Source organism: Luteibacter sp. 3190 (assembly GCF_031456385.1).
Taxonomy (GTDB): domain Bacteria; phylum Pseudomonadota; class Gammaproteobacteria; order Xanthomonadales; family Rhodanobacteraceae; genus Luteibacter.
Map to the genome: position 1 here is coordinate 34,244 of NZ_JAVDUO010000005.1, position 18,793 is coordinate 53,036.

Genomic DNA, 18,793 nt, shown 5'->3' on the forward strand with positions numbered 1-18,793 from the left:
GACAGCGGCCCCCCGGCGATATCATCCGAAAGCACTTCTCGTCGAACGGTACCCACCATGGCCAAGCAGTCCCCCGTCATCGCCCCGTCCATCCTCTCCGCCGATTTCGCCCGCCTCGGCGAATCCACGCGCAAGGTGCTCGACGCCGGCGCGCAGTGGGTGCACTTCGACGTGATGGACAACCACTACGTGCCCAACCTCACCATCGGTCCGATGGTGCTCAAGGCATTGCGCGATTTCGGCATCACCGAGCACATCGACGTGCACCTGATGGTCAAGCCGGTGGACCGCATCGTTCCGGACTTCGCGAAGGCGGGCGCCCGCAGCATCAGCTTCCACCCGGAAGCCACTGAGCACGTCGACCGCACCATCCAGCTGATCAAGGACGAAGGCTGCGAGGCCGGCCTCGTGTTCAACCCGGCCACGCCGCTCTCGTGGCTCGACTACGTGATGGACAAGATCGACATGGTGCTCATCATGTCGGTGAATCCGGGCTTCGGCGGGCAGAAGTTCATCCCGACCGCGATCGACAAGATCCGTCACGTCCGCGAGCGCATCGACGCCAGCGGCCGCGACATCCGCCTCGAAGTGGATGGCGGCGTCAACGCCGACAACATCGGCCAGATCGCCGCCGCGGGCGCCGACACCTTCGTCGCCGGCTCCGCCATCTTCGGCGCTCCCGACTACGCCGACGTCATCCGCCGCATGCACGCCGCGATCGAAAAGAACGCCTGACGCGACACTTTCAACGCCGCGCGCGGCAGGCCCCGATGCGCTGCCGCCGCCACCCGCCAGCTAAACAAGATTTCACGAGCAAAAAGCAAACTCTGTAGTACTGTAAAGCAAGCTCTCGGGTGAGCCCATGGAGGATACGCTGATGAAGTCGTCGTCCGTTCTTGCCTTGCTCCTCGTTCTGGCCACGCCGATGGCGGCCCTCGCCGGCCAGCGTCCGCAGCCCTTGCCCGATCAGAAAGACGTCGTCGCGAAATCGCTGATGCCGTGTCCCGGCGGACTCGAGCGCTTCCTCCCGGGCGACTACTACTTCTGCTCCGCGGCCCGCAGCTACTGGAGCGGGCACGAAGGCCTCGCCCGCGAAAGCCTCAAGGATGCCGCGCGCTGGGCCAGCAAACCCGCGCAGTACGCCCTTGGCGTCATGTACTTCAACGGCGACCACGCGCAGCGCAACCGTCCGCTTGGACTCGCCTGGCTGGCGCTCGCGGCGGAGCGTCACGATCCGTCCTACGAGCCCGCGTTCATCTCCGCCTTCCAGCAGGTCACGCCCGAAGAGCGTGCGCAGGCCAATGCGTACTGGCAGGAGCTGAAGGAAACCTACGCGGACGCCGTCGCCGCTCCCCGCGCGGAGCGCCGCTTCGATCGCGAATACCAGCAGATCGCCTGGGCCACCAACTTCGGCGGCAGCGTCTTCATCGACGGCGTGACGATCCCCTACGGTTACGGCTTCGCCGAGGACGCACCGCTGCAGAGCGGCTTCTCGCTCGGCCGCCTGCTGCAGAGTCAGAAGGCCATCTACTTCTACGGCTACAACAGCCACGTCTTCGTGGGCGACGCCGAACTCGTACCCATCGGCACCATCGCGGCCCGGACGCCGAAACCCTCCAACGACTGACCCGGTAGGAGCGCGCCCTGCGCGGGACATCTTCTCGCGAGGAGCCGCCTCCTACCCACCCACGGAAACACGACCACGGGAGAAGGACATCATGTCGGTAAGGCGTATCGCGTTATCCCTGCTCTGCACCGTCTTCGCCGCTGGCGCGATCGCCGGCGAGGCGTCTCCTTCGAATCCCAAGGACGTGATCCGCCAGACCGTGCGCTACTGCGCCACCGGCCTGGAGCGGCTCCTCCCGGGTGAATACTATTTCTGCGCCGCGGTCCGCGATTTCGGCAAAGGCCACAACAACCTCGCCGCCGAGCGCCTGCGCGACGCTGCCTACTGGGCCAGCAAACCGGCGCAGTACATCCTGGGCCTCATGTACTACAACGGCGACGAGGGCAGGGTGAACCGTCCGCTCGGCATCGCCTGGCTCGCCATCGCGGCCGAGCGCCACGATCCGAAGTACGAAGCAGCCTTCGCCCGCGCGTATCTCGAAAGCACGGCCGAGGAGCGCGCCCAGGCGAACGTGTACTGGAAGGATCTGCGCGAAAACTACGCCGACACCAGCGCGGGCGTCCGCGCCCACCGTCGTTACCAGTCGGAGATGCGCATGATCGAGGCCGCCTCGTTCTTCGGCGGCTCCGTCTTCATCGCGGGCCTCACCCCGCCGGGCGACCCGACCGGCCAGTTCGGGGACGGTACCGACACCTCGCGCGTCGGCGGTGTCTCCGGCTACTCCGTCGGGAAGATGATCAAGAACGACGCCGACGAGTACTTCCGCGGCATGGTCGGCACGGTGACGGTCGGCGAGGTGCAGCCGGGCTACGTGGCGATCGGTCAGGTGGCAGGTGCGGTCAAGGCGCCGCGGTGACGCGCGACAAAAAGCTCCCCCGGCCAGGCGGCTGGGGGAGTGAAGGGAGGCTCCGTCAGGAGCGTCTCAGGGGGAAAGGGTGACCGGTCAGACCGGCTGCCAGTTCGGGTCGGGTTCCGCCGCCCCGGCGGCTGGCGCGCTTCCGTGCGCGCCAGCCGCGCCATGACCTTCCATGGCCGGTTCCACGAAGTCGTCGAAGAGATCCATGAGCTTCCTCCGTCAATGCATGCCGAAGAGCAGGCCAAGAGCCAGGGCGCCAAGGGCGAGGGCCACGCGCAGGGGCTCGAAGTCGCGATCGAGTTCGGTGTTGTCGGCGTCGGGTTTGGTCTTCATGGGTTCTCCTCCGGCGCCGGTCGGTGCGCCGTCATGGACAGTTGAACGCCGATGACGGCGGCAGGAACGTCCCCTGTAGGGCATTCCGCAGACGGTTTATGGCAAATGGATGGCAAAGTTTTCGTGACGCGCCGGACGCGGCCCGGACCCGGCGCGCCACGAGGCGAAACGCGGGCAAATCGGGCACGGGCCTTGCAGATGGGGCGGCCGCATAGCACCCTGCGCGCAGTCCGATCCACTCACCGGAAGCGCCCCATGGCCCGCAGTATCGCCATCGTCGAAGACGAACCCCTGATCCGCGCGAATTACGTCGAGGCGCTGAACCGATTCGGTTACGAGGCGCGCGGCTACGGCTCGCGCGGCGAGGCGTCCAACGCGTTCGCCATGCGCCTGCCCGAGCTCGTGATCATCGACATCGGCCTCGGCGACGAGCCGGAAGGCGGTTTCGACCTGTGCCGCGAGCTGCGCGCGAAGTCGGCCACCTTGCCGATCATCTTCCTCACGGCGCGCGATTCCGATTTCGACGTGATCTCGGGCCTGCGCCTCGGCGCCGACGACTACCTCTCGAAGGACACCAGCCTCCATCAGCTCGCCGCGCGCATCGCGGCGCTGTTCCGTCGCATCGAGTCGCTGAAGACGCCGACGGCGTCGGAGACCGTGATCGAGCACGGGCCGCTGAAGCTGGAATCCGAACGCATGCGCGTGCTGTGGAACGGCATCGAGATCCCGCTCACCGTCACCGAGTTCTGGATGGTGCACACCCTCGTGCGTTTCCCCGGCCACGTGAAGAATCGCGACCAGCTCATGCGCGAAGCGGAGCTCGTGGTCGACGACGCCACGATCACCTCGCACATCAAGCGCATCCGCAAGAAGTTCGTCGCGCTGGCGCCCGATTTCGACGCGATCGAAACCGTGCACGGCGTCGGCTACCGCTGGACCCCGTGACACCCCCGACCATCCTCGGTAGGAGCGCGCCCTGCGCGCGACATCTTCTGGAGCCGTGCGCGACAGGTCCTGCGGCTCTTCGCGAGAAGCTGTCGCGCGCAGGGCGCGCTCCTACGGGTTCCCCATGACCCTCCGCCAGAAACTCCTCCTCGTCGCCCTCTGCACGCTGGCCCTCCCGGTCGCCGGCTGGCTCTACGTGCGCCAGATGGAAACGCTCCTGCGCGAAGGCCAGGCGCAGGCGCTCGTCGCCTCCGCGCGCGCGATGGCCCGCAGCCTCGTCGTGGTCGACGCGCCGCTGCCGCCCGCGGGCCCCGCGTGGTACGTGCAGCGCACCGCCGTGCCCATCGCCGTCGACGGCTACGGCGACGACCTCGCCGCGCTCAGTCCCTGGGCGCAGACCTTCGGTCGCAACGCGCGCGTGATCCTCGCGGAAGACGACCACTGGCTCTATTTCTTCATCGACGTCCGGGCGCCGCAGCGGCACCGCGCCGACGCCACCGATCGCCTCGCGCTCAACGCCGACCACCTCATCGTGGCCATCGGCAGCGGCGACGACGCGCAACGCTACCTGCTCGCCAGCGCGGCCCCCGGCGCCACCACGGCGATCGCGCTCGACGCCGAGGCCGGCGTGCTGCCCGACCGCATCAACGCGCAATGGCAGGAAGACGGCAGCGGCTTCCGCGCGGAGTTCCGCCTGCCGCGTGGACTGCGGCTCGACCGCTTTGGCCTCGGCGTCCATGTCATCGCCGATGGCGACCACGAGCCGCTCACCGCCGAAAGTCGCCCGTTGCTCGACTTCTCGCCCGCGCTGTCCCAGGAAATCGCACGCCTCGCACCCGATGGCGTCCGCGTGCGCGTGCTCTCGGACGGCGCATGGCTGATGGCGCAGAGCGGCAAGCTGCAGCTGCCGGATCTTCCGTACAGCGAGCGCCCCGGATGGTTCGCGTCGCTCGTCTACCGCTCGCTGCTCGCCACGCGGCTCGATGCCGACAGCGCCTGGGCCGAGGATGCGCCGCGCATCGATCTGCCCGAGGTGCGCGAGGCCCTGCAAGGCAAACCCGCCACCGCGTGGCGCGCGGGCGAAGCGCGCGGCAGCGTCGTGCTCGCCGCCGCGATGCCGATCCAGATGCGCGGCAAGCTGCACGGCGTGGTGCTGCTCGAACAACCGAGCCGCGCCGTGCCGCTGCTCGCCAACCGCGCGCTGTTCGGCCTGCTGCTGACGAGCTTCGCCGTGCTGCTCGTCGCGGGCGGCGTGCTGCTGCTCTTCGCCACGCGTCTCACCATCCGCTTGCGCCGCCTGCGCAACGCCGCCGAGCGCGCGCAGGACAACGACGGCCGTCTCGACGGCCCGTTCCCCCTCACGGACGCCACCGACGAACTCGGCGATCTGGCGCGCAGCTTCGAGCGCCTGTTCGAGGTGGTGGGCGGCTATACGGATTACCTGCGCACGCTCGCGTCCAAGCTCTCGCACGAGCTCAACACGCCGCTGGCGATCGTCAAATCCTCGCTCGACAACCTCGACCACGCCGGCCTGCCCGCCGAAGCCGAGCCCTACCTCGCCCGCGCACGCGACGGCGTGGCGCGCCTCGGAGCGCTGGTTCGCGCCATGAGCGAAGCCAGCCGCATGGAGCGCGCGATCGCCGCGGCCGAGGCCGAGGACGTCGACCTCGCGGACATCGTCCGTGGCTGCGCCGAGGGCTACCGCAACCTCACGGGCAACCGGAAGCTCACGGCCGAGATGCCCGCCACGCCCGTCTTCATGCACGTCGCGCCCGAGCTCATCGCGCAGGCGCTCGACAAGCTGTTCGACAACGCGCTGTCGTTCACGCCACCCGGCGGCTGGATGCGCATCGCGCTGCGCCCCACGCCCGAAGGCGCCGACATCGAGCTGGCCAACCAGGGTCCGCCGCTGCCCGCCGCCATGCAGGGCCGCCTGTTCGATTCGCTGGTGAGCCTGCGCGACAAGGCCACCCCCGGCGACGCCCCGCACCTGGGCCTGGGCCTGTACGTGGTGCGCCTCGTGGCCGAGCGCCACCAGGGCCTCGCCAGCGCAAGAAATATCGACGACGGCGTGGCCTTCACCCTCCACCTCAAGGGCATGCCCCGCCAGCGGCTGGCGTGAGTGCCCCACGGAGTGCACAGGGCCGGTAGGAGCGCGCCCTGCGCGCGACATCTTTTCGCCGGGCGCAAGTCAAAGGACATAAACGCGTGAGGCGGGCTCCTGTCGGTGACCGTCGGGGCTACAATCGACCGTTCACCCCAACACGTCGCCCCCACGACCCCATGATCTCCCGCGAACAGTTCGACGCCTACGCCGCGCAGGGCCACACCCGCATTCCGCTGGTGCGCGAGGTCTTCTCCGACCTCGACACGCCGCTGTCGGTGTACCTCAAGCTCGCCGATGGCCCGTACACCTTCCTCTTCGAATCCGTGGAAGGCGGCGCGACCTGGGGACGTCATTCCATCATTGGCCTGCCGGCCCGGCGCGTGTATCGCCTCCGCGGGCACGAGCTCGAAGTGGAGGAGAGCGGCGAAGTGGTCGAACGCCGCCACCTCGACGATCCCCTCGCGGAGATCGAGGCGCTGCGCAAGCAGTACGACGTGCCGAAGCTCCCCGGCCTGCCCGACTTCACCGGCGGCCTCGTCGGTTATTTCGGCTTCGAGACCATCGGCTACATCGAAAAGCGCCTCGCCCAGTGGGACAAGCGCGACGAACTCGGCACGCCCGACGTGCTGCTGATGCTCGCCGACGAAGTCGCGGTGTTCGACAACCTCAAGGGCCGCCTGTACCTCATCGTCCACGCCGACCCGTCACGCCCGCAGGCGTACGCCGAAGCCTCCCGCCGCCTCGACGCGCTCGCCTTCCGCCTGCGCCAGGCCGGCGTCTCGTACCCGCAGATGCTCCAGCCCGCCGCGCTCGACGAATCCGATTTCAAATCGTCGTTCACGCGCGAGGAGTACGAGGACGTGGTGCGCAAGGCGCAGGAATACATCCGCGCCGGCGACATCTTCCAGGTGGTGCCGTCGCAGCGCCTGAGCATCGGTTTCAACGCACGCCCCGTCGATGTCTACCGCGCGCTGCGCGCGACGAACCCGTCGCCGTACATGTATTTCATCGACATCGGCGCGACGCAGATCGTCGGATCGTCGCCGGAGATCCTCGTGCGTCTGAAGAACGGCCGCGTGGTGCTGCGCCCCATCGCCGGCACGCGTCGTCGCGGCAAGGACGACGCCGAGGACATCGCGCTGGAAACCGAGCTGCTCGCCGATCCGAAGGAACGCGCCGAGCACCTCATGCTGATCGACCTCGGCCGCAACGACGTGGGCCGGGTGAGCCAGACGGGCAGCGTGGAGCTCTCGGAATCGTTCGTCGTCGAGCGCTATTCGCACGTGATGCACATCGTGTCGCAGGTGGAAGGCGACATCAAGGACGACCTCAGCTACATGGACGTCATCAAGGCCACGTTCCCCGCCGGCACGGTTAGCGGCGCGCCGAAGATCCGCGCGCTGGAGATCATCCAGGAGCTCGAGCCCTTCAAGCGCAACATCTACGCCGGCGCCATCGGCTGGCTCGGCTGGTGGGGCGACGCGGATACCGCGATCGCCATCCGCACCGCCGTCATCCAGGACGGCCGCCTCCACGTGCAGGCCGGCGGCGGCGTGGTCTACGACTCCGACCCCGGCGCCGAGTGGGAAGAAACCATGAACAAGGGCCGCGCGCTGTTCCGCGCGGTGGCCCAGGCCGCCAAGGGCCTCTGATCATTCGACCGAGCACGTAGGAGCGCGCCCTGCGCGCGACATCTTTTGGGGCCGCGCGCGACAGGTCCTGCGGCGCTTCGCGAGAAGCTGTCGCGCGCAGGGCGCGCTCCTACGAGACCATCGTCCAGACAATCCGGTACAGGCATCGCCAACCATGACCACCCGAACCCTGATCGCCGCCACCTCCCTCGCCGTCCTCGCCGCCACCGCGCAAGCGCGCGAGCCGTGGAAGGACGACGTGGCCTCCCGCACGCAGGTGCTGGCGCTGCTGCAGTCGTTCAACGCGGATCTGCTCAGTCACCCCAGCGCGACCCTCACGCTCGAACGCTGGTGCGGTGCCCACGGGCTGGCGCCGGAGGCGAAGATCGTCGCGCATCGCATCAAGGGCCAGGACAAACCATTGCCGGACGACGCCCGCGAAACGCTCGGGATCGGCAAGGACGAACCCGTGCGCTACCGCCGCGTGCAGCTCGCCTGCGGCGAGCGCGTGCTCTCGGAAGCCGACAACTGGTACGTGCCCGCGCGCCTCACGCCGGAAATGAACCAGATCCTCGACACCACCGACCAGCCGTTCGGCAAGGTCGTCCAGGCGCTGCATTTCCGTCGCCAGACGATCAGCGCGGAACTGTTGTGGTCCCCGCTGCCCACCGGCTGGGAGATGGACGCGCCGTTGCCGCCCGCGCGCGACGCCCGCCTCGCGATCCCGCACGACGTGCTTCGCCATCGTGCGGTGCTCTACACCGAGACCAACCAGCCCTTCAGCCTGGTGGTCGAAACCTACACCGACGAGGTGCTGGCCTTCGGCCGTCGTTGATACCTGCGGGCCGCGCTTCGCAGGAATCGCCGATACGATCGGCTCCCACCCTCCGGTAGCCAGTCCTACCTACCGAAGGGGGTGGGAGCCGATCGCATCGGCGATCCCGCGGCAGCGGGCACCCTCGCGATATCGCACCTACCGAAGGGGTGGGAGCCGATCGCATCGGCGATTTCCCGCGGCAGCGGGCACCCTGGCCGCACCCCACCAACCCGCGTATCCCATCCGGCCGACTTGGCACCCGCGCCGGACCGCCGGAAGCTGTCCCCGACCCCTCCCGGAGCGCGACCCGTGTCCTCGGTGCCGATGCCAAAGCGCAAGCCCCCTGCGCCCGCCTTCCGCGGCGCCAGCGGCTACGCCTCGCTGCTGAGCATCAGCAACGCGCCGAAGCTCGGGCCGCAGCCCAACTCCCTCGACCTTGCGGTCAGCTGCGCCACGCATTGGGTGCGCATGTCCGACGGGCGCCGGCCCGACGCGATGTGGCTCGAAGCCGGCGCGATGATGCAGAAGCTCGTCCCCCGCGCGGAGTGGGTGCGCTACCTGCGCAAGATCCGCCTCGATCGCGGGGCGCTCGTCGGGCGCGAATGGTTCGAAGTCACCCGCGTGCGCGATCCCGCCGGCCTGCCCGCGGGCGATTACCTCAACGTGATCTTCGTCGCGCACTATGCCCGCGCGGTCATCTTCGAGACCGTCTCGCTCGCGCCCGGCAGCGGCGGCTGGCTCCCGGTGGGCTACGTCATCCGCCCGGTGCAACGCGAGATCAGCCTCTCGCAGTAATCGCCCACCCAACTTCGGGTGGGAGCGCGTTCACGCGCGACGGGTGCTCGCGATCCCGTCACAACACGCCATCCAGCGCCCGATAGAACCGCTCCGGCGCCTCGATCATCGGCGAATGCCCCAGCCCGTCCAGCGGCACCAGCGTCGCGCCGGGAATGCGCGACGCGGCCTCCTTGCCGAGCGTCGGGTAGTCTCCAAGCTTCGCCGCGACATCGGCGGGCGTGCCGTCCCTGCCGATCGCCGTGCGGTCCCGCTGCCCGATGATCAACGCCGTCGGCACGCGGATGTCCGGAAACTCGTACACGACTGGCTGCGTATAGATCATGTCGTACGTCAGCGCGCCGGCCCACGCGGACGCCTCGCGCCCGTCCCCTTCGTACATCCCCGCCTGCATGAGCGCCCAGCGGTCGTACTCCGGCTTCCACTTGCCGTCGTAGTAGCTCTTCAGCTGATACGCCTTGATGCTCGCGTACGACGTCTTTAGCTCGCTGGCGTACCACGCGTCGACGCTGCGCCAGGGCACGCCCTTAGCCTTCCAGTCCTCAAGCCCGATCGGATCGACGAGCACGAGTTTCTCCACGCCCTGCGGATACATCAGCGCATACCGCGCGCCAAGCATCCCACCCATCGAATGCGCGACCACCGTCGCCTTTTCGACGCCGAGGCTCGCCAGCAGGTCGTGCGTGTTCGCCGCGAGCTGGTGAAAGCTGTACTGATACCCGCGCGGCTTCGACGATTTGCAGAAGCCCACCTGATCGGGGATCACCACGCGGAACCCCTTCGCACGCAGGTGTTCGGCCGTCGCCGCCCAATACGGCCCGCAGAAATTCTTTCCATGCAGAAGCACCGCCGTCCGGCCGTTCGGGTGTTCCGGCTTCAGGTCCATGTACGCCATCTCCAGCGCCTGCCCCTGACTCTTCACCGGGAACATCGACACGGGATAGGGATATTCGGCACGTTCCAGTCGCGCGCCGAGGGCTTCGGCCTTCGGAGCGTCGTCGGCGAGGGCGGGTAGGGTGGCGGCGAGGAGCAGGGCGGTGACGAGTGGGCGAAGCATCGGAAGTCTCCGGTGAGGCATCGGTGCAGGCTACCGCAAGGCCTGCAACGTTCCGTCACGTACGAATCGCCGATCGCATCGGCGATTCCGCGGCAGCGGGCAAGCTCGCCCCGCCGACGCGGGCACCGCCGGGCATGGAAAGCCGATACCGCCCCGTGTTCCCGCCATATTCCGATAGCCATCCCCGAGGCCGATGGCATACTCCTCGAAACGCGCCACGCAGGAAGCTCGAGATGCCCGACTTCGACTCAACGAACCACGTCTATACCCGCCCCCCGATGACGCGCGGCGTCGATCCGCAGCGCATGAACTGGCTCTGGCAGCTGATCCTGCAGGCGACGGATCTCGATCCGTCCGACGTGCGCGCGGCGCTTGTCGCCGCCGGCGTGGGTGGCGCGGAAAAGCGCATCGCCAGCTGGCAGGCGCGCGAGGGCGACGACAACTACTTCCCGCTGACGATCGCGGAACTGGAGCGCAATCTGCGCTCGGTCGTGGCGTGGAAGGAAAAGCGCGCGCAGCAGAGCGAAGCCGAGCAATCGTAGGAATCGCCCAGCGAGAGGCATCCGCGCGCGTTCAACCCCGAGCCGCGCAGTAGGAGCGCGCCCTGCGCGCGACATCTTTTCGCGAGGAGCCACATCCCGGGGCCTCTCACGAAGAGCAGCACGCCCTGTAGCTCATGGCCTCAAACATGTCTTACCCAAAGGGCATGACCGCGCAGGGCGCGCTCCTACGGTGACCGCTCAGGAATACCGCTCCGACAAGAACCGGAAAAACGCCCGCAATCCCTGCGCCTCGCCTCCGCGGGGATGCGCCGGCCGATCGCCGTCGTTCCACGAGTACGTGTCCAGGTGCATCCAGTTCTGGCTGTCCGGCACAAAACGCTCCAGATACAGCGCCGCGGTGATCGCACCGGCGTGCCTCGAAGGTCCCGCGTTCGCGAAGTCCGCGATGCCCGACTCCAGCATCCGACGGTACGGGCGCCACAACGGCAGACGCCACAACGGATCGTGCACGGACTCGGCCGCGTCGATCACGCTGTCGGCCAGCGAATCGCGATTGGTGAACAGCGCCGGCAGTTCCGGACCGAGCGCCACGCGCGCGGCGCCCGTCAGCGTGGCGAAATCCACGATCAGGTCGGGCACCTGCTCCACGGCGTAAGCCAGCGCGTCGCACAGCACCAGACGGCCCTCGGCGTCGGTGTTGTCCACCTCCACCGCATGGCCCGCGCGCGTGCGGATCACTTCGCCCGGACGCATCGCGTTGCCCGCGATCGCGTTCTCCACGGCGGGCACCAGCAGCGTCAGGCGCACCGGCAGCTTCGCCTGCATCACCAGGCCGGCGAGCGCGATCGCGTGCGCGGCGCCCCCCATGTCCTTTTTCATCCAGCGCATGCCATCGGCCGGCTTGATGTCGAGGCCGCCGGTATCGAAGCACACGCCCTTGCCGACGATGACGAGCTTCGGGTTCGAGTTCTTGCCCCAGGTGAGCTCGATCAATCGCGGCGCACGATGGCTCGCGCGACCCACGGCATGGATCGTGGGGAAGTTCGCCTCGAGCAGTTCGTCGCCCACCCACTCCTGCACCTTCGCGCCGTGCGTGTCGGCGTGCGCGTGGATGGCCCTAGAAAGATCTTCCGGCCCCATGTCCTCGGTGGGCGTGTTGACCAGGTCGCGCACCTGCGCCGTCGCGGCGATGAGCGGAGCGACCGCGCGCAGCGTCGCGGGCGTGACGGCCAGCTGCGCCGGCTTGCGGTCGTACGTGCGGTAGCGATCGAAGCGATAGGCACCCAACGCCCAGCCCAGCGCGGCGAGTTCGACGTCGTCGATGACGCTCTCGGCGTCGAGATCGTACACACCCTCGGGCAAGCGATACGGCAGGGCGCCCAGCGCCATCAGCGGATGACGACGATCGACGCCGACGAGCACGCGGGCGATCTCGCCCTTCGGGCCCGGCACCACGACCAGCGAACCGGGTGTCGGACGGAATCCGGTGGAGGTCAGCCAACGGCGCTGTGTCGCGTCCAGTCGGCCCTCGGCGGCTGCCATGCTCGAAGCGTCGACGGCCTCGATGGCGATGCGTTTTCCGGATTTGCGTTCGATGAGCGGTGACATCAGGCCTCCCGTGCCTCGCGGTTGCCAACCGCGTCAAATGTTTCGTCGGTGAAACGCTATTCTAGCGGCCGTCCGCCGCCGCTGCGTCAATCCAGTCGGCGAGCGATGCCATGTCGGCGAATTCGAGATCCGGTGCCGGCCCATGCGACCAGCGCTCGCCCGTGCGGTTGAGCCACACCGTGCGCATGCCTGCTTCCCGCGCGCCGACGACGTCGAGCAGCGGATCGTCGCCAACGTGGAGGATGTCTTCGGGCGCCATGCCAAGGGCCTCGGCGGCTGCCAGGAAGATCTGCGGGTGCGGCTTGGCCACGCCCACGCCGCTGGCGTTGAGGCGCGTATGGAAGAGGTGGTGCAGCCCGATTATTTCAAGATCCGCATTGCCGTTGGAAATGCTGACCAGCGGCATGCGCGACGCGATGCGCTCGAGGGCGGGCAAAGTGTCGGGATACAGCTCGACATTGTTACGAGCCGCGAAATAAATGCGCCAGAGCTCGTCGACGGGCGCGTCGTCGATGCCGCAGGCCGCGAACGCCTCGCGGATGGTGATCCGCCGCTGTTCGCTGAAATCGTGCGAGAGGTGCGTGTGTTCCCGCGCCACTTTCTCCCGGAGCTCGCGCATGGCCTCGATGGGCCATGCGGTCGCGACATCCGGGTGATGTTCCTTGAGCCAGCGGTCGACGCAGTGCTCGGCCTCGATCAGGGCCGGAAGCACCGGCCACAGGGTGTCGTCGAGGTCGAGCGAGACGGCGCGGACGGGCACGGCTTAGCGCGCGCCGACCTTCAGCACCTGGCCGAGGCGGACGTTGTTGTCCTTCAGGCCGTTCATGGCGCGCAGCTGGTTCACGTCCACCGCGTTCTTCTTCGCGATGGAGTAGAGCGTGTCGCCCTGGGCCACCTTGTACGTGCGCGAGGCGGCGGCCGGCTTCTTCTCGGCGGCCTTCGCGACGGCGGCCTTGGCCGGCTTCGCGGCCGGCTTGGCTTCCGCCACCTTCGGCGTCGCGACGGCGTTCGACTTCTCCGAGGCATCCGCCGGAGCGGTGACCACCGGCTTGGCGACCGGCTTGCCCTTCACGGTGACGGCATCGGCGAGCACCTTGGCGAACTTGCCGCCGGCCTTCGCGTTGTCCGAGGCGGTGAACGCTTCCGAGCGCACGCCGAAGAAGCCCATGTGCGCCGTGGTGGTGACGCTCGCGACGACGTGGGCGAACTGCGACGGCTCGGCCGTGGTGGCGACCGACGCCTTGGTTTCTTTCGCGGCCTTGGCGCCCTTGCCGGCGACCTGCGCCTTGGCGACCGCGGCTTCCTTCGCGACGGCCGAGGCGGCGAGCGCCGGAGCGGCGGCCGGAGCGGCGCTCGGCGTGGTCATCGCCTGGCCCACGTTGGCACGCGTGCCGACGGTGGAAGCGATGGCGGCACGGCGGGCGGCATCCTTCGACGCGAGGGCGGCGCCGTCGGCGTACGGCACGAGGCTGTGCGCACGCAGCAGCGCGCTACCGGCGCTGGAGGTGACGAACGACACGAAGTCCTTCGCTTCCGCGGCCTTCGGGCCGGTCTCGTTGGTGACCAGGTAGATTTCGGTGTACAGCGGGTAGGTGCCGCTGCCGACCGTCGACATCGAGGGCGCGACGCCGTCGATCGAGAGGATCTTCACCTTCTTGTTCGAGGCGACGCCCGCGAGGGTCGTGGCACCGAGGCCCTGCTTGTCGAGCGTGACGCCCTCTTCGAGCTTCGCCACGTTCACGTAGAGGCGCGGCGCGGCCACCGGCTGGTTGCCGCGACCGAAGAGCAGCTTGCGCAGGCTGTATTCCACGCCGTCGGCCGGGCTGGCCACCGCGTAGAGGTTGATCGGGGCATCGTTGCCGCCGAGCTCCTTCCAGTTGGTGATGTGCCCCATGTAGATCTCATGGAGCTGCTTGAGCGTGATGTTGCTCACCGGGTTGGACGGGTAGGTGACCATGACCAGGGCGTCCCACGCCACCGGCGTGAAGGTCAGCGACTGCTCCGCGCCGCCGATGCCCGGGCGGGCCGAGCCGGCGAGGTCCGCCGTGCCCTTGGCGACGGCGTCGATGCCCGAGGCCGTGTTGAACGGCTGCAGTTCGAGCTTGCCCTTGCCGGCCTTCTCGTAGGCCTTGGCGACGTCGGTGACCACGCCGCGCGCGGTGGTGATGTCGCCGCGCCAGACCAGTTGCGGTCCCGCGGCAAGAACGGTGGCGGAGGCGCTAAGGCCGATCAGCGTGGCGGTGAACAGTCGCGCGAGACGAAGAGACATGGACGGCAAGAACCTCGGATGGGGCTGGGACAGGCAAGCAAGGCCGCAATTGTGGGCCATCGAGGCCCCGCGCGCCATTGACGTCATTCAACATCCTGCCGAGGCGAAACGGAACGTAGGCTGTCGGGGTGTTCATGGACCCCGAAGCGCCTATCGCCGATACGATCGGCTCCCACCCTCCGGTAGCCAGACCCACCTATCGAAGGGGCAGGAGCCGATCCCGCGCAGCGGGCACGTTCGCGAAGCACCCACCTACCGAAGGGGTGGGAGCCGATCGCATCGGCGATCCCGCGCAGCGGGCAAGCTCGCGAAGCACCCACGTACCGAACGGGTGGGAGCCGATCGCATCGGCGATCGAACGTCACAACACCGCGTAATACACCCCACCATCCCGCACCACGGTCAGCAGCAGCTGCCGCCCGCCCAGCTTGCCCGTGGTCGGGAAGCTCTTCACCCCCATCACCCGCTGCTGCGACACGGCCACCACGATGTCGCCATCCTCCAGCCCCGCGGCGTCCGCACGCGAGCCCCGCTTGATGCCGCTCAGCGCCACGCCATACAGCCCCTGCGCCTTCTGCTCCGCGGTGAGGTCGCTCAGCGTGACGCCCGCCAGCCGCGGATCCACCTTCGCGCCATCCAGCGTCGCGATCTTCGCCGCGGCGACCGTGGCTTCCACCTCCCGCGTGGCGCCGTCGCGCTTCACCGACAGCCGTACCTTCGCCCCCAGCGGCAGCAAGCCTTCCGCGTTGCGCACGTCCTGCGCCCCGCGCACCGGCTTCCCGTCGACAGCCGTCAGCACGTCGCCCGTCTGCAAGCCTGCGCCATCGGCGGGCGAGCCGTCGTTCACGCGCGTCACCACGGCGCCCGCCGCGTCCTTCAGCCCGAGCGCGGCCGCGATGCGCGGCGTGATGTCCTGCACCTCCACGCCCAGATTCCCGCGCCGCACCTTCCCGTACGCCAGCAGCTGCTTCATCACGCCGGTGGCGAGATCGGTGGGAATGGCGAACCCGATGCCGACGTTCCCGCCCGAGGGCGTGAAGATCATCGAGTTGATGCCCACCAGCTCGCCGCGCAGGTTCACCAGCGCGCCGCCGGAGTTACCGGGATTGATCGACGCATCCGTCTGGATGAAGTTCTGGAAGCCCTTGCCCAGGCCCGAGCGGCCCAGCGCCGAGACCATGCCCGAGGTGGCCGTCTGCCCGAGTCCGAACGGATCGCCCACCGCCACCACGAAATCGCCGACGCGCAGCTGCGACGAATCCGCGATGGGCAGCGCCTGCAGGCGCTCCGCCGGCACCTGCAGCAGGGCGACGTCGGTATCCGGATCGCTGCCGATCAGCTTCGCCTTCAGATCGCGCCCATCCTGCAGCGTGACCGTGATATCGTCCGCGCCCCCCACGACATGGTGGTTGGTCAGCACGTAGCCCTTGGCCGCGTCGACGACCACGCCCGAACCCAGGCTCTGCTGCACGCGCTCGCGCGGCACGCCCTGGTTTCCGAACAACTGGCCGAACAACGGATCGTCGAAATAGGGATCGCGTGCCCGCACGCGCGTCTTCGTCGAGATGTTCACCACGGCCGGGGTCACCTTCGCCAGCATCGGTGCCAGCGAGGGCACGGGCTGGCCGTCGACGGCCGCCGGCAGCGACGCGAACGCGGGCGTCGCGGCGGCGAGCGCGAGGGCGAAAGACAGGGCAAGGCCAGTGGTTCGCCGGTAAGTGCTGGCGGGCATGGGAAAGCTCCTTGAGTGGTGTGTCCGGGACGCATTCGACCACGACACCGCCCACCAGTTTCAACCCCTGAGACGTACGTCCCGGACACTTTACATCGACCCCCTCCGGGCTTAAGGTACACACCGGCCGCAACCACAACATCTTGTGTTCCTTCGTTCGCCACTTACCAAGTGCTGGTGCTGCGGATACTCAGGTACAAGCTTCAAACCATCGCCGGTGAAGGCTTTTCCGGACACCGCGATGGATGATCAGGGATGGTCGACGGGATCCGTGGGGGAGGCCGTCGACGGGTTGCGCCGACGCAAACCAATAAAAGGCCTGTCAAAGGTCGAGACCGAGGACGACACACACATGAGCACTGCACGTGCGCAAGCCATCGGGCTTGAGACTGCCGCCATTCCGCTTCAGCCCGCCTCGTACGACATCTGGGACAAGAAGTACCGCCTGAAGGCGAAGTCCGGCGACCCCGTCGACGCTTCCGTGGACGGCACCTACCAGCGCGTCGCCCGCGCCCTTTCCGATGTCGAAGCCACCGCCGAGCTGCGCGACCACTGGAACGAACGCTTCCTCTGGGCGCTGCGCCGCGGTGCGATCCCCGCCGGCCGCATCACCTCCAACGCTGGCGCGCTGGAGCACAAGCCCGCCACCTCCACGATCAACTGCACCGTGTCGGGCACCATCCACGACTCGATGGACGACATCCTCGAGAAGGTGCACGAGGCGGGCCTCACGCTGAAGGCCGGCTGCGGCATCGGCTACGAATTCTCGACGCTGCGCCCGCGCGGCGCCTACGTGTCCGGCGCCGGCGCCCACACCTCGGGCCCGCTGTCGTTCATGGATATCTACGACAAGATGTGCTTCACCGTCTCGTCCGCCGGCGGCCGCCGCGGCGCGCAGATGGGCACGTTCGACGTGAGCCACCCCGACGCCAAGGAATTCATCCGCGCCAAGCGCGAGGATGGCCGCCTGCGCCAGTTCAACCTCTCGCTGCTCATCACCGACGGCTTCATGGACGCCGTGGAGAACGACCAGGACTGGCCGACCGTCTTCCCGGTGCACGTGAAGGAGCAGGGCGAGATCGACCTGAACGACGCATCCAAGGTCGTCTGGCGCGAGTGGCCCACCAAGGAAAACTACGTCACCCGTGACGACGGCCTGGTGGCCTGCAAGATCTACGGCCACATCCGCGCCCGCCACCTGTGGGACATGATCATGGTCTCGACGTACGACTACGCCGAGCCGGGCTTCATCCTCATCGACCGCGTCAACGAGATGAACAACAACTGGTGGTGCGAGCACATCCGCGCCACCAACCCCTGCGGCGAGCAGCCGCTGCCGCCGTACGGCTCGTGCCTACTGGGCTCGGTGAACCTCACCACCTTCGTGCGGGATCCGTTCGGCCCGAAGGCCCGTTTCGACTGGGACGAGTACCGCGAAGTGGTGCGCGTCTTCACCCGCATGCTCGACAACGTGGTGGAGATCAACGGCCTGCCGCTGCCGCAGCAGCGCGAAGAGATCATGTCCAAGCGCCGCCACGGCATGGGCTTCCTCGGCCTGGGTTCCACCCTCACCATGCTCAAGATGCGCTATGGCTCCGCCGACGCCGTGACCTTCACGGAAGACGTCTCCCGCGAGATGGCCGTGGCCGGCTGGGAAGTGGCGCTGGATCTCGCCAAGGAGAAGGGCCCGGCGCCCGTGCTCGCCCGCGAGTACGAAGTGACCGGCGACATGCTGCGCAAGCGCCCCGAGATGGTGAAGGACGGCTGGAAGGTCGGCCAGAGCATCAAGGGCAGCGTGCTGCACGCCAAGTACTCGCGCTATATGCAGCGCGTGGCCGAGGTCGCTCCGCACCTGGTCGACGCCCTCGCCGAGACCGGCGCGCGCTTCACGCACCACTCGTCGATCGCGCCCACCGGTACCATCAGCCTGAGCCTCGCCAACAACGCCTCCAACGGCATCGAGCCCAGCTTCGCGCACCACTACTCGCGAAACGTGATCCGCGAAGGCAAGAAGTCGAAGGAAAAGGTCGAGGTCTACAGCTACGAGCTGCTGGCCTACCGCGCCCTCATCAACGGCGACGCCATGCCGTTCTCCGACGACCCGAAGACCCGCCTGCCGGAGTACTTCGTGGCCGCCGACGACATCAGCCCCAAGGAGCATGTCGACATCCAGGCTGCCTCGCAGAAGTGGATCGACTCCTCCATCTCCAAGACCGCCAACGTACCCACCGACTACCCGTACGAAGACTTCAAGGACATCTACTTCTACGCGTACAAGCAGGGCCTGAAGGGTTGCACGACGTTCCGCTTCAACCCCGCTGCGTTCCAGGGCGTGCTGGTGAAGGAAACGGATCTCGAGAACACCCTCTATCGCTTCGAATTGGAAGACGGTAGCGTTGTCGAACTGAAGGGTAACGACGAGGTCGAGTACGACGGTGAAATGCACACCGCCGCGAACCTCTTCGATGCCTTGAAGGAAGGCTATTACGGCAAGTTCTGACCCCGCGGAGAGG

The 18,793-nt window shown here is 68.0% G+C and carries 15 protein-coding genes; 10 read left to right on the forward strand and 5 right to left on the reverse strand.

Annotated features, from left to right (window positions below):
• The first annotated feature begins 57 nt into the window (after positions 1 to 57).
• The 8 genes from rpe to J2X58_RS17460 all read left to right on the forward strand — a co-directional run bounded on the left by rpe (position 58) and on the right by J2X58_RS17460 (position 9,111).
• On the forward strand, positions 58 to 735 hold the full coding sequence (gene rpe, locus J2X58_RS17425) for a ribulose-phosphate 3-epimerase (RefSeq protein ID WP_310049872.1): 678 nt from the start codon (positions 58 to 60) through the stop codon (positions 733 to 735).
• Between the two features lie 142 nt (positions 736 to 877).
• Positions 878 to 1,627, forward strand: a complete 750-nt coding sequence (locus J2X58_RS17430) for a hypothetical protein (RefSeq protein WP_310049874.1) — start codon at positions 878 to 880, stop codon at positions 1,625 to 1,627.
• Positions 1,628 to 1,718: 91 nt separating this feature from the next.
• Positions 1,719 to 2,483: a hypothetical protein gene (locus J2X58_RS17435; RefSeq protein WP_310049876.1), complete on the forward strand. Its 765-nt coding sequence runs from the start codon at positions 1,719 to 1,721 to the stop codon at positions 2,481 to 2,483.
• A 588-nt stretch (positions 2,484 to 3,071) separates the two neighbouring features.
• Positions 3,072 to 3,761: a proteobacterial dedicated sortase system response regulator gene (gene pdsR / locus J2X58_RS17440; RefSeq protein ID WP_090055412.1), complete on the forward strand. Its 690-nt coding sequence runs from the start codon at positions 3,072 to 3,074 to the stop codon at positions 3,759 to 3,761.
• A 124-nt stretch (positions 3,762 to 3,885) separates the two neighbouring features.
• Positions 3,886 to 5,883, forward strand: coding sequence for an ATP-binding protein (locus J2X58_RS17445; RefSeq protein WP_090055409.1), 1,998 nt, complete (start codon positions 3,886 to 3,888; stop codon positions 5,881 to 5,883).
• Positions 5,884 to 6,044: 161 nt separating this feature from the next.
• On the forward strand, positions 6,045 to 7,520 hold the full coding sequence (trpE, locus tag J2X58_RS17450; protein WP_090055406.1) for an anthranilate synthase component I: 1,476 nt from the start codon (positions 6,045 to 6,047) through the stop codon (positions 7,518 to 7,520).
• A gap of 154 nt (positions 7,521 to 7,674) precedes the next feature.
• Positions 7,675 to 8,334 (forward strand): UTRA domain-containing protein, encoded by a 660-nt coding sequence (locus tag J2X58_RS17455; RefSeq protein WP_090055403.1) that lies wholly within the window; start codon positions 7,675 to 7,677, stop codon positions 8,332 to 8,334.
• Between the two features lie 306 nt (positions 8,335 to 8,640).
• Positions 8,641 to 9,111 carry a DUF4019 domain-containing protein gene (locus J2X58_RS17460; protein WP_139206089.1) on the forward strand — a complete coding sequence of 157 codons (471 nt, stop codon included), beginning with the start codon at positions 8,641 to 8,643 and terminating at the stop codon, positions 9,109 to 9,111.
• A gap of 58 nt (positions 9,112 to 9,169) precedes the next feature.
• Here J2X58_RS17460 and J2X58_RS17465 read toward each other — a convergent pair whose 3' ends face one another.
• The gene (locus tag J2X58_RS17465) at positions 9,170 to 10,168 is read right to left on the reverse strand and encodes an alpha/beta hydrolase (RefSeq protein ID WP_310049884.1); all 999 of its coding nucleotides are present in this window, start codon (positions 10,166 to 10,168) and stop codon (positions 9,170 to 9,172) included.
• A 233-nt stretch (positions 10,169 to 10,401) separates the two neighbouring features.
• Here J2X58_RS17465 and J2X58_RS17470 point away from each other — a divergent pair, with 233 nt between their 5' ends.
• On the forward strand, positions 10,402 to 10,710 hold the full coding sequence (locus J2X58_RS17470; RefSeq protein ID WP_310049886.1) for a hypothetical protein: 309 nt from the start codon (positions 10,402 to 10,404) through the stop codon (positions 10,708 to 10,710).
• Positions 10,711 to 10,908: 198 nt separating this feature from the next.
• Here the strand turns inward: J2X58_RS17470 and J2X58_RS17475 are convergent, their stop codons facing one another.
• The 4 genes from J2X58_RS17475 to J2X58_RS17490 form a co-directional block, all read right to left on the reverse strand.
• Positions 10,909 to 12,279, reverse strand: coding sequence for a leucyl aminopeptidase family protein (locus J2X58_RS17475; protein WP_310049888.1), 1,371 nt, complete (start codon positions 12,277 to 12,279; stop codon positions 10,909 to 10,911).
• A 61-nt stretch (positions 12,280 to 12,340) separates the two neighbouring features.
• The gene (locus tag J2X58_RS17480) at positions 12,341 to 13,039 is read right to left on the reverse strand and encodes an HAD family hydrolase (RefSeq protein WP_090180514.1); all 699 of its coding nucleotides are present in this window, start codon (positions 13,037 to 13,039) and stop codon (positions 12,341 to 12,343) included.
• A 3-nt stretch (positions 13,040 to 13,042) separates the two neighbouring features.
• Positions 13,043 to 14,548: a substrate-binding domain-containing protein gene (locus J2X58_RS17485; RefSeq protein WP_310049891.1), complete on the reverse strand. Its 1,506-nt coding sequence runs from the start codon at positions 14,546 to 14,548 to the stop codon at positions 13,043 to 13,045.
• A 361-nt stretch (positions 14,549 to 14,909) separates the two neighbouring features.
• On the reverse strand, positions 14,910 to 16,280 hold the full coding sequence (locus tag J2X58_RS17490) for a Do family serine endopeptidase (RefSeq protein WP_090180520.1): 1,371 nt from the start codon (positions 16,278 to 16,280) through the stop codon (positions 14,910 to 14,912).
• Between the two features lie 352 nt (positions 16,281 to 16,632).
• On the opposite strand from J2X58_RS17490, the gene J2X58_RS17495 reads away from it, so the two are divergent.
• On the forward strand, positions 16,633 to 18,780 hold the full coding sequence (locus J2X58_RS17495) for an adenosylcobalamin-dependent ribonucleoside-diphosphate reductase (RefSeq protein WP_090055382.1): 2,148 nt from the start codon (positions 16,633 to 16,635) through the stop codon (positions 18,778 to 18,780).
• Positions 18,781 to 18,793 lie beyond the last annotated feature (13 nt).